This window comes from Mesorhizobium sp. M4A.F.Ca.ET.050.02.1.1 (assembly GCF_003997725.1).
In the GTDB taxonomy this organism is placed as follows: domain Bacteria; phylum Pseudomonadota; class Alphaproteobacteria; order Rhizobiales; family Rhizobiaceae; genus Mesorhizobium.
Window position 1 is genome coordinate 35,991 of sequence record NZ_RZSG01000003.1, and the last position, 14,780, is coordinate 50,770.

The window sequence follows — 14,780 nt, forward strand, 5'->3', positions numbered from 1 at the left end:
TGAACGACTATGCTTTGTCATCTGCGTGCAAGTGCCCTGCCGAAGCGACTGCTTGCGTCTCAGTCCGCTTTAACCAGTGTCTAATCCGTGCTTCGACGGCGCCCCTTTTTAAACGGCAATCTCAGCTCGCGCGCCTACCTAGGATAGTAGGCTGCATCGCGGGGCGGCGAGGTTTATAAAAAACGGGACTGTTGGAGAGCAAAAGATGTTGCCGTTAGTTCGCCCCAGAAATGCTATATTTGAAATCAATCTTGGGGCTATTCAGGCGAACTTCCGGGCCATCACGGCCCTCGTTGGGTTAGGCGTAAGGGTCGCCGCTGTCGTCAAGAGCGACGCCTATGGACTTGGTGTTGTAGAGATTGCAAGGGCGCTTATTCATGTCGGCTGCGATCTGCTCTTCGTCGGCAATCTTGAGGAAGCGCTGCTTCTAAGATCGTCCCATGTAGACGAGGCAATCGCGGTTTTTTGCGATGATTTCGCGAAATTTGGTAGATTCTACCAATCCAATAACCTCATACCGGTTGTGAACAATTGCGCCGAATTGGAAGCCGTTATTGCAACAGGAACGAAGACATATTTTCTTAACGTGGAAACGGGATTTTCCCGCTTTGGGCTCGCCATTGCGGACGTGCGTCGCGCGTATTTTTCTGGTACGTTCGACATGTATCCCCCTTCGGTCGTACTCAGCCATCTAGCGTGCAGCGAAACCGTTGCGGACCCAACTAATGTGTTGCAACGGAACCGCTTCCGGGCGATCTACGATCTGATTAAGCCCACCTGCGGCAGTCTCGCAGCGTCCGCCGGTATCTGGCTAGGTAAATCCTATCATTTCGACATGGTACGGGTGGGCTCAGCCCTGTACGGGCTCAACGATGCTGGCATTCGACCAAATCCGCTGCAAGCGGTTGCAAGGCTCCGAGCGAAAATACTCGACGTGCGCAATGTCGCTAGGCGGGAGGCTGTTGGCTACGGTGCGACATTTCGTACGGGTCGAGCTACCCGCGTAGCGACCGTCGGGATCGGCTACACACATGGCCTTCCATGGGCCTGCGCGAACAAGATATCAGCTCGGTTCGCAGGTTATTCGGCCCCTCTAATCGGAACAATATGCATGGAGAACATGACAATTGATATAACAGATGTTCCAGAAGCGCTTTGTGGGCCAGGTAACTTTGTGGAATTACTGGGAAATGATTTTACCTTAGATGACCTTGCAGAAGCTGTGGGCCTCAGCCCACACGAAGTCTTAACCCGCCTAGGTGCTGGTTGCACAAGACGGTATCTGAATTCTTCCTTGTTACCTACGACCCCTAGGAATAAGGCGTTAGACTTTGATGGCAGCAGCGAGATGAATGATGGCAAGGCACGCCTTTGATTTCGTTATGGCGCTCCCATGGAGAACTTGGTCCATAGGGCATCCTTTGATTCGAAAGATAAGGATGCCCCATCAAAGCCCCGGATCAAACATGTAGCTAGGTCAGGACTCATTGATCCAGAAGATGAAGGCTGCAGCGAAGGCGATAGCCGACAGGAAGGTGTGAGCACATCGGTCGTATCTGGTGTGGATGCGTCGCCAGTCTTTGAGGCGTGCGAACATGTTCTCGATCCTGTGACGTTGCCGGTATCGGACAGGATCATAGCTGTGCTGAACACGATGCTTGGCATGGGGTGGGATGCATGGCCTGATACCGCGCTCGACGAGCGCCTGGCGGAAGGCCGCTGAACTGTAGGCCCGATCGGCCAGCAGGGCGTTGGCGGCGGGCAAATCCTCGATCACGGCCGCAGCAGTCTTGTGATCATTGGTCTGCCCTTCGCTCAGATGCAGCAGCCGCGGACGTCCCTTGGTGGTCAGTCCGCCTCGGCTGCGTCCGATACATCGGGATAGAGTTTTTTAAGGAGGCTGGCGGCAGTGCGGTGCGCTTTGAGATGGGTGGCATCGATCATCAGATTGTCCGTTTCGCCGCCCTGCGCGGCCAGTTCCGCTAGGATGCGGTTGAACACACCCAGCCGACTCCAGCGGATGAAGCGGTTGTAGATGGTCTTGTACGGACCGTAGTCGGAAGGGACATCTCGCCAGCGAAGGCCATTTCGGATCACGAACAGGATGCCGCTCAGCACCCGGCGGTCATCCACACGCGGAACACCATGCGACAAAGGAAAATAGGACTCGATCCGGCGCATCTGCTCCGGCGTCAACATCAGCAAATCACTCAAGGCAGCACCTCCTGCCACCCTGAATCACCAAACAGATATCAACTCAATAGATTATGGGTCCTGACCCTAGCTTTGATTCCGATTGTAACATAGAAATGCCTAATTGCCCGAGCATCGGACCTGGTCTAGAATCCAAGCCATACGAAGTGCTGCTTCTTCGGCTACACTAGGCCCATGTGAAGCGCCGCCGTGGCCACCGACCATACGCATGTGGAAAACAAGACCTGGGTCTCGACCGGCCGTAAAGGAACGTCGCTGGGCAACGTACCGAGCAGGCTGGTAGTAGAGCACCTGGCTGTCGTCGAGCGCGGCGTCGACGTAAGTTGGCGGGCGCGGGCGATCGGCACTGAGGTTGTAGTAAGGATCGTAGCTGCGCAGGTGCCGATATTCGTCGGCTATGTGGGGATCGCCGTACTCCGCTATTTCCGGCAGCGCGTACGGCATCGTGAAGTCCAGCTCGGTATCTATGATGTCGGCGAGCGGAACCTCGGCGAGTACGGCGCGGAACAAGTCGGGCCGCAAGTCGGCCGTGGCAAGCACGGTACCCCCGCCAGCGCTCGCTCCCTCAATGACGATGCCGTCGCCGGTGGCGACCCCCTGCCTAACAAGCGCCTCGACAGCGACGATCAGATCTGTGTGGGTGATACGTTTTCGATCGCGGGTAGCCGCCTCGTGCCACGGACGTCCAAGCTCCCCGCCTCCCCGTACGTGCACGATGCCGAAAGCAACTCCGCGATCGAGCAGGCTCAAACGTTTGGTCATGGATGAGGGCCAAGTGAAAAACGAGGGCCATCTCGGTTTTCCATAACAGCCGTAGACATTCAATAACACCGGCCCTGGGGTGGTTCGATCGCGCCGCGCGACGAGCGAAATTGGTATATCCACCCCGTCTTCCGCCTGCGCCATGACGACCGTCGCCACGTATTGAGCCGGGTCATATCCGGGAACGCGGGCCTGGTACAGGACTGCCGATCGGTCGTCGGCGAGATCATGCTCTACAAACGTGTCGGGCGTCACGAATGAGCTAACCGAGTAGACCAACTTCGAGCTTCGGAACGGATGCCGTGCGACCGAATAGCTACCCCCTGCAGACAAGCCGACCTTAAGAGTGCAGCTCGGCTCGTCGGGAACGATCGTGGCGGCGACCCCCCCGCTTCGGTTATGCGAGACGAGGCGAGGACGAAGGCCCTCTCGTTCCAGGACAACCAGGTGCTGGTCGAGCACGTGGACCTCCTCAAGCGTCACGCCCGCTCGATGCGGGATGACCTCCTCCCAGCACGATGGTGACGGGTCACCTATCGGCGCACACACGAGCCGCCAGTAGGGTCCAGCGTCGTTTACCCGAAACAAGAACCTGTCGCCCCAGTGCTCGGCAAAGACATGGTGGCCAAGATCACGCGCCACAATCCGGCGCCACCCAACGCCCGGCTGGTCGGCAGGAAGGCACCACACCTCCACCGCCCCGGCGTTGTCCATAACGTCCAAAAGCAGCCAGGCGCCGCTATCAGAGCGCCAAATCCGCAAGTTCAGTCGCTCGTCCGCCTCCTCGAACACTACCTCAGAGTGCGAATCGTTGACGTCCAGGCGTATAAGCTCATGGCGTTGCCGCCGCCGGTCCGCCCGCTCCCGCGTGAAAAAGAGCGTGTTGCCGTCCGCGGTCCAAGTAACCATCCCAGCCCGCCTCGAGCCCGTCCAGACGTCATGGCCGGTCTCTATGTCCCGCACCCTAAGCTCGAAGTTCTCGTCCCCGATGACATCGAAGCTGAACGCCACGTAACGCCCGTCGTCACTCGGCTCGAAGACACCGAGCGAATAGAAGATCTCGGCCCCCGGGATCGCGTTCGGGTCGAGAACAAGCTCGGCCGAGCCTCCGGTCACCGGCCGGCGCCACCACGCAGGATGAGACAGGCCCCGCCCGTGTCTTTCGAAGTACTCGAAAGGCCCAACCTGGAAGGTTGGTGGGGCGCCCTCGCAGGTGTGACGCCCTTCGATCTCGGCGATAAGTTCCGCCTTGAGCCCTTCCAGGTGGGCTGTCGCTTGCTGCGCGTAGCTGTTCTCGGCTTCAAGATACGCGCGGACGTCGGGATTCTCCCAGTCCCTGAGCCAGCCATACGAGTCTATCGTGACGTCGCCATGAAGGACCCGGATCCGTGCCTCGGAACGAGGAAGCGGTGGCTGCAGGTGCTTGTCTACCATCACAAGGCCCTCAGGAAAAAAGAGCAAGGAATTGGCGCGGCAGTCCGCGAGCAGACAGTTTGTGCATCAATGTTGCTCCTAGGCGATATAGTGTAAACCGTTTAACGAGCCACGGTGCGTTATTACCAACATCCGTTAATTCCGTTCTGGCAGAATAGCGCTTCGAGTGCCCTATTATTACTTACTGTCAGACGGAACCATGGTCGGCACTTTTCAGGTTGGGTGTCGACAATTCTGCTTTCGCACCTGACGTCGGCAGCCAGCATGCGGACATATGCTGCGGCCCGACTTCGATGGCCGGCGGCTCCTCCTCCTTGCACCGGTCGAAAGCAAGCGGGCAGCGAGGATGGAAACGACAGCCCTTCGGCACGCGTGCGGCGCTTGGAACCTCTCCTTGCAACGCCGGCAGCTCGAAGCGACTTGCGTCGCTGCGAATCTGCGGCGTGGCGTTGCGCAACGCGACCGTATAGGGATGCCGGGGGTTGAATGTGATGTCATCGGCGCTGCCGATCTCGACCAATCTCCCAAGATATAAGACTGCAATCCGGTCGGCGATCAGCCAGGCGAGCGGCAGGTCGTGGGTGATGAACAGTAGCGCCATGTTGTGCTTGGCGCGCAGGTCAACCAGGACCTGAAGAATTTGTGCGCGTATCGATACATCGAGCATCGACACGGGCTCGTCGGCAACGATGAGCTCCGGCTTCACGGCAAGCGCTCCGGCAATCACGACGCGCTGGCGCTGGCCGCCGGAGAGTTCGTGTGGGAAGCGGGCGAAGAAATCACCGGGAGGATTGAGCCCGGCCGCCGAAAGCGCTTCGCTGACCCTTTCTGTGAGTTGAGCATGGTTCTTGACCAGCCGCAGGGAGCGCAACGGCTCTGCCACACTGTCGAACACGGTGTGTCGCGGGTTGAGCGCCTGATAAGCATCCTGAAAGATCATTTGCACGCGTCGCCGGTAGGGACGCAGAGCCGAGAAGCCCTTTGCAGACGTCATATCGCGGCCCTCAAACAGCAACCTGCCTCCTGTGGGCTGGGCTAGCTTGGTGATGACGCGGCCCACTGTCGTCTTGCCGCTTCCGGATTCTCCAACCAGGGCGACGATTTCACCTCGTCCAATGTTGAGGTCGACTCCATCCGCCGCACGCACCGCCCCGGCAGATCGCCCCAGGACCCGGTCGAACAGTCCGCCCTGGATAGGAAAATGGACCTTCAGGCTCTCGAGACTCAGGATGTCGGAGGTGTCAGGCATGAACTGCAACCCTGCCTTCTTGCGAGGAACGGTGAAGGTGACAGGCGACGCGTCCCCACCCGAACTTTTCGAGGCTGGGAACTTCGGTCGTGCAGACCCCCGTTGCTGACGGGCAACGTGGATGGAAGGCGCAGCCTGACGGTCGATTCATTAAGTTGGGAGGATCACCGGGGATAGGGCGAATTATCCGTATGCCGCTCGCCGGGTTGGGGATCGATTCGATCAGCAGGCGAGTGTAGGGATGTTTGGGCTTAGCGAAGATCTCCGCGACGGTTCCATCCTCGACTATCCGGCCGGCGTACATGATCATCACGCGATCACACGACTCAGCGACGACAGACAGGTCGTGGGTGATTAAAATGAGCGCTAGGTTAAGCTGCGATCGCAACTTCCCCAACAGCTTGAGGATCTGAGCCTGTGTGATGACGTCGAGCGCCGTGGTCGGCTCGTCACCGATGATGATCGAGGGGCGACATGCGAGCGCCATGGCAATCATCACTCTTTGACGCATACCGCCCGACAACTCGTGGGGATAGGCAGTGCCGCGATCCGTCGGAATGCCGACGAGTTCTAGAACCTCCCGTGCCCGCGCGGTCGCCTCGGCACGCGACATGCCGAGCTTCAGGATGCATGGCTCGGCGATTTGCTTGATAATGCGGTGAACGGGATTGAGCGCATTCATCGCGCCCTGGAAAACGACGGACGTCTCGGTCCAGCGATGTGGCCGCATCGCCGCATCATTGTCGATCGACAGCAGGTTACCACGATAGCGCACTTGGCCGCCGCTGACCCGTGCATTGGGCGATAGTAGACCAGCGATCGCCATGGCGGTGGTAGTCTTGCCACTGCCCGATTCACCGACGAGGCCAACGGCCTCTCCAGCCTGGAGCGCGAAGCTCACGCGGTCGATCGCTCGCAATGAAACGCCCTTGAGCCGATACTCAACAGAAAGCCCGTCGACTTCCAAAAGCGATGCCTTGTCTTGGGAGAGGTTTGTCATGGGATCACCCTCTGCCGTGGATTGAACGTGTCGTCGAGGGCATTGCCGACCAGGACGAAGCTAAGGGAAACCGCGAGGGCGCACAGCCCGGGGGCGCCGAGGTACCACCAAGCTCCGGTACTGGCCGCACCGGCGCGCTGAGCGAGCGAAAGCAAAGTGCCCCATGAAGGCTGCAATGGGTCGCCAAGCCCGAGGAACGAGAGCGACGTCTCGACATAGATTGCGCCAGCGACGACCAGCGCACCATTCGCTGCGATTTGCGGAACGAGATTGGGGAGGATATGCCGCACCATGATGCTCAAATTGCTGCTGCCCACAACTCGTGCGCGATCAATGAATGTTCGCTCCTTAAGCGATAGTGTCTGACTGCGAACGATACGGGCGACAAACGCCCAGCTTGTTATGCCGATGACGACAAGGATCACGAAGAGGGAAGGACGGAAGCCGAGGATTTCTCTGCCCCGCCCCATTACTTCGAGCACCACGGGTGTGATGACCAGCGCAAGGACGAAGGACGGCATGACGAAAAAGAAATCCGTCAGCCGCATCAGCCAGACGTCAACTCTGCCACCGTAGTAGCCAGCAATGATACCAACCGTAGTGCCGACGACGAGGCTGATGACGGTCGCCAGCAGCGCGATCGTGAGCGATATCCGGGCACCATGGACGACCAGATTGAGCACGTCACGCCCCACCTCATCGGTCCCCAGCAGATGCTGGCTTGATGGTGGAACGAGGAAATCACCAGTTGCGGTGGCTACGGTCTCAAGTGGACCTACGAGGATATTGGGCACAGCAGAGAGGACAAGGAAAAACACCAGACACAACAGGCCGAGCTGAGCCCCGGCGTGACCAAGAAGATTGGATAGAAAGCTCTTGATCGCTCTCGCCCGGCTACGCGAGGAATATCGCACGATACTTTCACTCATTGCCGGATTCGCGGATCAAGAATGCCGTAGGCAAGATCGGCTAGGAGGTTCGCGACAACGATCGATACACCAAGCAACAGGAATATCCCTTGAAGAACTGGGTAGTCCCGCGCGTTGAGCGCTTCGACCGTGAGACCACCAATTCCCGGCCAGGCGAAGACGGCTTCGACGGTGATCGCACCAGCGACCACGTAGCCAAGATTGAGAGTAATCAAGGTCACGAGCGGCAGCATTGCGTTACGAAATGCATGGCGCATCAGCATCTGACCGTTGGTAAGTCCCTTGGCGCGTGCGGTCACCATGTAGTCCTCAGTAACGACGTCACTCATCGCTGCACGCGCGACCACAACGTATTGCCCGATCAGCCCAAGGGCTACCGCGGCGACCGGAAGTGCGAGATGTCGCAAGTAGTCTAGGATCTTATCAGTTGAACCTATGCTAGCGCCGGGTGAATAGATGCCATAACCCGGAAACCACCCCAATGCCGTGCTAAAAATGACTACTAGTACCATAGCAAGCCAGAAAGACGGCGTAGAATAGAGCGCTAGAGATGCTCCCATGGCGATACGGTCGACAGCTCCTCCTCTGCGCCAACCCGCATAGAGCCCAAGCATGACACCGCATAGCATGGCGATTAATTGGGCCAAGCCAACCAGGGCGATGGTGGCCGGCAAGCGCTCCCAAATAAGGTCAGAGACAAGTCTACCCCTGAACTTGAAGCTGTAGCCGAGATCGCCATGTAGAGTTGCCGACAGGTAGTCAAGTATCTGGTCCGGGAAAAGCGGCCGGTCGAGTCCCCAGTTCTGGCGCTGCGCCTCGATCCGTTCAGCGGACACGCTCATCCGAGCACCGCCAAGCAGAAGCGCTGCAGGGTCACCGGGAATGACCCTGAACAGGACGAAGTTCAGTGTGGCCACCATCGAAAGAGTTATGGCCGCCCTGATCAGGACATTCCCAATGCGGCTTGTTCGCCCTTCCTGTGCGTTGCCAGCCACGTTAGATCGGCCTCAACCGATCGAACGGGAAATAGCTCCAATCCGATATCGCGTCCTCCGGTCCCCAGCCCTGGAAGCAGTCCTTACGATAGGCACCGAGCGTTAAGGGGTGACTCAGAATGATATACGGCGCCTCAGCATAGATGAGGCGCGCTGCCTGATCGACCAGCTCCTGGCTCCTCTTCAGGTCGACGGTACGGTCGACCTCAGTCAGGAGCGCGTCGAACTTCTCATTTGTCCAGTACGATCTGTTAGTGAGGCCGATGGACTTGCTACTGCCCAAGACGAGCAGGTCGTGAGGCGAGGAAGACAGCCAGTTGCTGGCGATTAGCAGATCCCAGCTTCCGCCGCCGTCCGTCGGCGCTGTCGTGCGGGCTGTGAGCGCACCGGAATCGAGCTGGGTCACCGACACGGGAATGCCAATTTGTCCCAGCCAGCCCGCAACAAGCTGCACGGCTGCAATCGGAATCTCGCTCACACCCGAAGCCTTTCCTGTGATTAGCTCAAGCTGTAAGCTCTTTCCCTCCTTGTCCTCCCGGACACCATCGCCGTTCGTGTCCCGATATCCGGCCGCGTCTAGCCGACGACCCGCCTCGGCTAGATCGAAGCGGCGCCTGATGTCGCTTAGGTCTGAGTAATAGTCGGCGGCTACCGGCATCACAATTCCGACACCAGGGTCTGCGTGCCCGCGGTAGGCGCGATCCACGATCGCTTTCTGATCGATCGCATAGCCGATCGCGTCGCGAAACGCTGGATCCTGCAGGGCCTTGGTGCTGCCCGCCCCCTTCCCGGAGGCCGTATTAAATGCCAGATAGTCCCGCTGCTCCACGCGAGATTCATAGACCCCGATATCGCTCTCCTTCGAGAAGGCAGCCCACTGTGCGGTTGTCACGCCCCCACAATCGAAGCTCCCACTCTTCAGACCCTGGGCAATTGGATCCTGCGTGGTGAAGAAGTGGATAATCATCCCGGCCGTCTTCGGCTGCTCAGTGCGAAAATACGCGTTTGGCGTAAGGCGCACAAATTGGCCTTGCTGAAACTCCGCAACGATCATAGGCCCAGTTCCCACCAGCGGCGGGTCGTTGCGAAAAGTGCTGCGCGCATCCGCGTAGCCGATGTCCTTCCAAACGTGCTCAGGGACCATTAGAACGAAGTTGTCAATTGGCCAGCGCGTAGGAGCCTTGGTCACGATCCGCAGAGTTTCGTCATCAATGGCCGTAACGGATGCGACTTGTTCCATGCCGTCTGTGCTGTTTTGGCCAATATTCAGCTCGTCTGGCTTGCCCACGGAGCCAAGCAGATAATTATAGGTGAACGCGGCGTCTCTGGCGGTGGCGGGTTGGCCGTCCGACCACTTCATGCCGGGCCATACCTTGATTGTCCAAGTGAGCCCGTCATCAGCAACGGCCCACGCCTTCGCAAACCCCCTCCGGTCAGGGTGTCGCTGGGCGTCAACGCCGACCAGCGAATCGTAGGACAAGACAAGCGGCCAGAACGAACTCCAGGTGGCGAATGGATTCATGGAATCGGGAGCACCCATCGAGCCGACACGCACAATATGGTCGCTACAAGACGAAGCGAACGCCCTTGAGTTAATGACCCACGGGGCAACCGATCCCACCAGCATTGCTTTGACGACCGCACGGCGATTCATAGACCACATCATTCTGGTCCTCCTTTAAGCCTCGCCACGCCGCATTCCCGCACCTCGTCGCGCCCATTTGGAACTGATGGCCAGCGCGTGCACAAGGTAATTGGTGTGGCGGTTCCCCTTTATAGTCTTAAGTTAGATTTCTTCGACAGCTGCTGAATTGGCAAATAGAGACTCGATATAATCGCCATCTAATAAGTAGATGGCTAACGACTCTCCCCGCCCAGATGGACGCTTTCTGTCGACGGTGCAGCTCTGAAAATCGCACCTGTTGATTCCCCGGTAATCGACCAGCGCTGCCGCCAAAGACATTCTGCTTCCAGCCCCGCAGGTCCGCACGAAGTGATCCGTGCGGATGCAGGAGGTGCTCGAGGCCGAGATGGACGAGGGCGGCCTCAACGAGGAAATCCGCCGGCGCACCTGTGTCGTGCTCATCTTTCCAAAACATAGAGATGCCGCCCCCGTCAGGACATTGGCTGTCGAAACCAACGAAAACGGATGGCGCCAACCGCTAGATCAACATGGACGATCTGCGTGAGCACAAGAAACATGCTCTGCGCCAAGCCGCGCGACCAGCACCATGGCTGTCCCATTTTACTGATGGGGTGGATGCCAGCCTTCTCCGACGGCATCGCAATGTGCCAAGTTGGTGGTGTTAGCGCCACGCAAAGGAGAGGCAGGCATCGATGGAAAAGTTACTATCATTGGGGTCGATCTGGGAAAGAACGGCATTCAGCTGCAGGGGGCGGCAGCTGATGGATCGGTTGTATTCCGCAAGAAGCTGTCGCGCCTGCAGTTTTGCAAGTTCATGGCGAGTCAACCGGCATGTGTCGTGGCAATGGAAGCGTGCGGCAGCTCCCACTACAGACCTGTCAGATGGCTCGGCTTGGCCATGAGCCAAGACTGATTGTCCCGGCCTATGTCCCAAACCGTCCGTCAAGCGGCAGAAGAACGACGTCGCCGAAGCGGAGGCGATCGTCGAAGCAGCGCAACGACCGACAACGCGCTTTGTCGAACCGAAGACCAAGGAGTAGCAGTCCCGGGCTATCGTGTTTCGCACCAGAGAGCAGTTCGTGAATCAGAGAACCGAATGGGTGAATGCGTTGCGCGCGCACCTCTAGGAGTTCGGTTATGTTGTTCCGCAAGGCATCGGCCACCTGCCACGTCTGGCAGAGATCGTCGAGGACGAGAGTGCAGACCTGCCGGATCTGGTCCGCGACATCTGCAGCGCTCTTGACCAAATCAAACAGTTGAGCAGCCGTTTCGCGGCATTGAAGAAGACGATCGACATGCTGTCCAAGCAAGCTGCAACATCTCGGCGCTTGCAAACCATGCCCGGTGTCGGCCCTATTGCTGCCCTTGGCATTTTCGCCACCGATGGAACCCTTCAAGTGCGGTCGCGATTTCGCCGCCTGGCTCGGGCTGGGTCCCTCGGCAGAAGTCAAGCGGCGGCATAGGCACAAGTGTCCCGCGCGGGCGCGCCGCGAGACACATAGCGCTTGCCCCTTTATTCGCACCGTCTCTTGGTGGCACGCGGATTGCATAGGACTCCGTGAAGGCGAGCGCGGATAAAGCGGGCTGTTCCCTCGAGAAAACAAATCCGAGCGAATGAAGTGCAGAACCGAACCATCAAGGAGTACGTCATGCGAGTAGCCGTCGTCCGGAATCGTGATTTTACAGGCGTGATCAACCGATTCGGTCAGCCTTATCCACAGCCCCCGCAGCCTTGGCCGCCCGGCGAGACAGTCGAAAGGGCGGTGGCGGCACTGCAAGATGGCGGCCATGAAACGCTTTTGTGTGAAGGCGACAAAGGACTGCTCAATACGCTCGAGCGCTTCATGCCACCCGATCCGCAAGCCCGCCCTTCAGGATTTGTTTTCAACCTGGCGGAGGGGATTCAAGGAGATTACCGTTTCACGCACGTTCCGGGCATGCTTGAGATGGCCGGCGTTCCATACACCGGATCGAGCCCACTCGGGCATGGACTGACGGACGACAAAGTTATCAGCAAGACGCTCATGCGCAGTTGCGGCGTGCCGACGCCGAACTTTCGCATCATGCGCTGCGGCACCGACAGCACCGGCGATTTGCGATTCCCACTTGTGGTGAAGCCGCGCCGTGAAGACAACAGCTTCGGTTTGCAACTCGTGCATGAGCCCTCTCAGCTGGCGCAAGCCGTCGAAATGATCATTGGGCAATATGGGCAGGATGCGCTAGTGGAAGAATACATCGATGGGCGGGAAATCCATGTCGCGCTGCTGGGAAACGGAAAACCCGAGGTGTTGCCCTTCGCAGAGATCGACTTCGGCGAACGCGAAATTGGCCTTTTGACTTGGGAAGCGAAGTACCTGCCTGCCGAGCAGGCGTCGACGATTTGCCCGGCGCGAGTCGGGAGCAGTCTTGCCACTTTGCTGCGGGATATTTCGATTGCAACCTTCCGTGCCTGCGAGTGCCGGGACTATGCACGCCTCGACGTCCGGATCGACCGCTCCGGCCAACCCTTTGTGCTGGAGATCAACACGATGCCTGGGCTCAGTATGCAATCCGAATATGTCCTAGCCGCAATCGCCGCTGGGCACAGCTATTCGAGCTTGATCAATCGCATCCTTGATGTGGCCCACAAGCGGTATTTCGGGATCGGCATCCCGTAGCCGGTCACGCGTCGAGTCGGCGCCCACTCGGTGCCCCATCAGCGTGGCAGCCGAGACGTCGCCAACCGATTTCGGTGCTGCGCCGAGTGCGAGGCGGCGGTGATGACGGCGGTCGACATGAGATGTTGGTCGCAATGCTCGACTGCAGAAACTGACCGCGATCTGGAGTGCGCTCTAGGGTTACACCGATCGGGCTGCGGTTTTGCTCGTCTGCCGGATGTGTTAATCCTCGATCGTTGCGGGCCGGGAGCCGCTGGACGCGGCCTGGCGGCGGCTTTCTGCGCTCGATTGCGGCGCAACGGCGACCGTCGGGGGGCATCGATCGCGCGGGCGATGGCGTAGCCGACGATCATGCGCGACCAGACGTCGAGAATGACGGCGACGTAGACGAAGCGGGCCGGTAGCGCGGCATAGGTGATATCGCCGACCTAGAGTTGGTTGGCAGGTCGGGACAATGTCCTTTTGCCAGATTGGAGTAGATCGGACTGCTATGAATGCTGTCGGTCGCGGCGACGAACCGGCGTCTGACCTTCGGTTGCAGGCCGTGATCGCCCTAGAAATTCCAGCTCCTGAGCCTGCTTGCCGATCAGCTGCGGCGATTCGCGCCTCATTTCCGTGATCAGAGCGGCCGAAGCCGTATGTTCATCGAACCACTCCACCTGCCTCTGCCAATCCAGACAAGGATCAGGGTGCGGGTGATGTCATGCCGTTCCCCCAAATGTGCAGCGTCTCGCCCGACAGATTTTCCTGCACGGCCAACGCTTAAAGGTGACGCTATAACTACGATGTCTTGCCATCGCTCATGGTCGACGTCGACTGACAGGCGTCGCTTGAGGGAGCTGGCGACCCGGCCGCTGGTGCCCATCGCGACGCCGTGAAGACTTTCACTCGCCTATCCAGATAAGCGCCTTCATCCCGGTCCTTCACTATTTCTGCGAGGGTCCGCTGATTGGTTTCGAATGATTCGGTCCACGCCGCGCTGGTGAATAACATTCGGCTCAGCATCACCGTGTCGAAAACAGGCAGCCCAGTCAACCGGCGTATGATCGGGGACACCAGAGGGAATGCGGTACATTCACACAGAAAAGCCGCGATGTGCGGATATCTCCTTCTCAGTCGCGTGACGCACGCCGTGACATCGTCCTCGATTTCAGACACTAGCGTGCGCCGCGGCGGGCGCTGCATTTCGTTATCCAGGAGCTTTCCACCTTCGATACCGCCGACCACTATCCGCGCACGCTCGGCCGGGTCGTCGATCCCGAATAGGCCTTCGCTGCAATGCGTGGAATCGGCAGTCAGTACCGCGAGCTTGGCGCCGGGTGGAAGCTGACGTAGCAGGGTCGGTATAAGCAGGAGACTTGACAGCGCCACGGGTACGTTCACCGACGCGGCCACCGCTGCCTGATGTCGGATGGCGAACCCACAGTTGGCGATCACGGCAACGGCGCCCCGTTCGACCAAGCGTTGCGCTGACGTGACGTAGGCCGGTTCAAGCGACGGATCGCCTCGGATGACGCGATCCGCCCAAGCACCCTCCACTGTCTCGATGATGATCGGAAAGTCGTAAGTATCTGGATTGAGCAGGGAACCGGGATACGTTTGCGGAGGTTTCTCGCCCGGCGCGAGCCCGCGCTCAAGCTCGAGAAAGCCTAAGGAGGCAGGAGGTCTATGTGATGTCACGCGGGGAACCTCGAGCAGTATTCTATATCATCATCATCGGAGGCAGCGCCGCCCTTGCGGGTGGTCACGTGCCCATGTGATCGCACTTGTGCCGGCCGGTCAAATATCGAATGCAGGCGGCACCATCGTGAGGCCAGATGGCTTTCCCGGCGACGTCGCGGCTGTCTCCCCGCAGCAAACCAGCCGCATATCTGCATAGCGACCGTTTCCCGGCA

General features: G+C 58.9%; 10 protein-coding genes and 2 pseudogenes. 3 read left to right on the forward strand and 9 right to left on the reverse strand.

All coding sequences use genetic code 11. The features are described 5' to 3' along the window. Positions 1-205: 205 nt before the first annotated feature. Positions 206-1,375, forward strand: a complete 1,170-nt coding sequence (gene alr, locus EOA33_RS00695; protein WP_126080665.1) for an alanine racemase — start codon at positions 206-208, stop codon at positions 1,373-1,375. 102 nt (positions 1,376-1,477) lie between these two features. On the opposite strand, the pseudogene EOA33_RS00700 reads toward alr, so the two are convergent. The 7 genes and pseudogenes from EOA33_RS00700 to EOA33_RS00730 all read right to left on the reverse strand — a co-directional run bounded on the left by EOA33_RS00700 (position 1,478) and on the right by EOA33_RS00730 (position 10,249). Continuing rightward, a pseudogene (locus tag EOA33_RS00700) lies at positions 1,478-2,214 on the reverse strand (IS5 family transposase). Positions 2,215-2,313: 99 nt separating this feature from the next. After that, a complete protein-coding gene (locus tag EOA33_RS00705; RefSeq protein ID WP_126080664.1) occupies positions 2,314-4,410 on the reverse strand; it encodes a S9 family peptidase in 2,097 nt (698 codons plus the stop codon). A 187-nt stretch (positions 4,411-4,597) separates the two neighbouring features. Then, a complete protein-coding gene (locus EOA33_RS00710) occupies positions 4,598-5,659 on the reverse strand; it encodes an ABC transporter ATP-binding protein (protein ID WP_126080663.1) in 1,062 nt (353 codons plus the stop codon). Continuing rightward, the gene (locus tag EOA33_RS00715) at positions 5,652-6,659 is read right to left on the reverse strand and encodes an ABC transporter ATP-binding protein (protein ID WP_126080662.1); all 1,008 of its coding nucleotides are present in this window, start codon (positions 6,657-6,659) and stop codon (positions 5,652-5,654) included. The genes EOA33_RS00710 and EOA33_RS00715 overlap by 8 nt, the downstream gene beginning before the upstream one ends. Beyond that, the gene (locus EOA33_RS00720) at positions 6,656-7,588 is read right to left on the reverse strand and encodes an ABC transporter permease (RefSeq protein ID WP_126080661.1); all 933 of its coding nucleotides are present in this window, start codon (positions 7,586-7,588) and stop codon (positions 6,656-6,658) included. The genes EOA33_RS00715 and EOA33_RS00720 overlap by 4 nt, the downstream gene beginning before the upstream one ends. Further along, positions 7,585-8,583: an ABC transporter permease gene (locus EOA33_RS00725; RefSeq protein ID WP_281013029.1), complete on the reverse strand. Its 999-nt coding sequence runs from the start codon at positions 8,581-8,583 to the stop codon at positions 7,585-7,587. The genes EOA33_RS00720 and EOA33_RS00725 overlap by 4 nt, the downstream gene beginning before the upstream one ends. A 1-nt stretch (position 8,584) precedes the next feature. Then, positions 8,585-10,249 carry an ABC transporter substrate-binding protein gene (locus EOA33_RS00730; protein ID WP_245467327.1) on the reverse strand — a complete coding sequence of 555 codons (1,665 nt, stop codon included), beginning with the start codon at positions 10,247-10,249 and terminating at the stop codon, positions 8,585-8,587. A gap of 379 nt (positions 10,250-10,628) precedes the next feature. Here EOA33_RS00730 and EOA33_RS40140 point away from each other — a divergent pair. Continuing rightward, a pseudogene (locus EOA33_RS40140) lies at positions 10,629-10,749 on the forward strand (IS256 family transposase); the annotation flags it as partial. A gap of 402 nt (positions 10,750-11,151) precedes the next feature. Here EOA33_RS40140 and EOA33_RS00735 read toward each other — a convergent pair. Next, the gene (locus EOA33_RS00735) at positions 11,152-11,625 is read right to left on the reverse strand and encodes a hypothetical protein (protein ID WP_126080660.1); all 474 of its coding nucleotides are present in this window, start codon (positions 11,623-11,625) and stop codon (positions 11,152-11,154) included. Between the two features lie 252 nt (positions 11,626-11,877). Here EOA33_RS00735 and EOA33_RS00740 point away from each other — a divergent pair, with 252 nt between their 5' ends. After that, positions 11,878-12,885 carry a hypothetical protein gene (locus tag EOA33_RS00740; protein WP_126080659.1) on the forward strand — a complete coding sequence of 336 codons (1,008 nt, stop codon included), beginning with the start codon at positions 11,878-11,880 and terminating at the stop codon, positions 12,883-12,885. A 780-nt stretch (positions 12,886-13,665) separates the two neighbouring features. Here the strand turns inward: EOA33_RS00740 and EOA33_RS00745 are convergent. Then, entirely contained in the window at positions 13,666-14,565 is a 900-nt protein-coding gene (locus EOA33_RS00745; RefSeq protein WP_245466449.1) for a hypothetical protein, read from the reverse strand. Between the last annotated feature and the right edge of the window lie 215 nt (positions 14,566-14,780).

Coding starts and splice junctions, on each gene's coding strand:
- EOA33_RS00740 (WP_126080659.1), top strand. CDS start 11,878: ATGCGAGTAGCCGTCGTCCGGAATCGTGATTTTACAGGCGTGATCAAC.
- EOA33_RS00720 (WP_126080661.1), bottom strand. CDS start 7,588: ATGAGTGAAAGTATCGTGCGATATTCCTCGCGTAGCCGGGCGAGAGCG.
- EOA33_RS00705 (WP_126080664.1), bottom strand. CDS start 4,410: ATGGTAGACAAGCACCTGCAGCCACCGCTTCCTCGTTCCGAGGCACGG.
- EOA33_RS00710 (WP_126080663.1), bottom strand. CDS start 5,659: ATGCCTGACACCTCCGACATCCTGAGTCTCGAGAGCCTGAAGGTCCAT.
- alr (WP_126080665.1), top strand. CDS start 206: ATGTTGCCGTTAGTTCGCCCCAGAAATGCTATATTTGAAATCAATCTT.
- EOA33_RS00730 (WP_245467327.1), bottom strand. CDS start 10,249: ATGATGTGGTCTATGAATCGCCGTGCGGTCGTCAAAGCAATGCTGGTG.
- EOA33_RS00715 (WP_126080662.1), bottom strand. CDS start 6,659: ATGACAAACCTCTCCCAAGACAAGGCATCGCTTTTGGAAGTCGACGGG.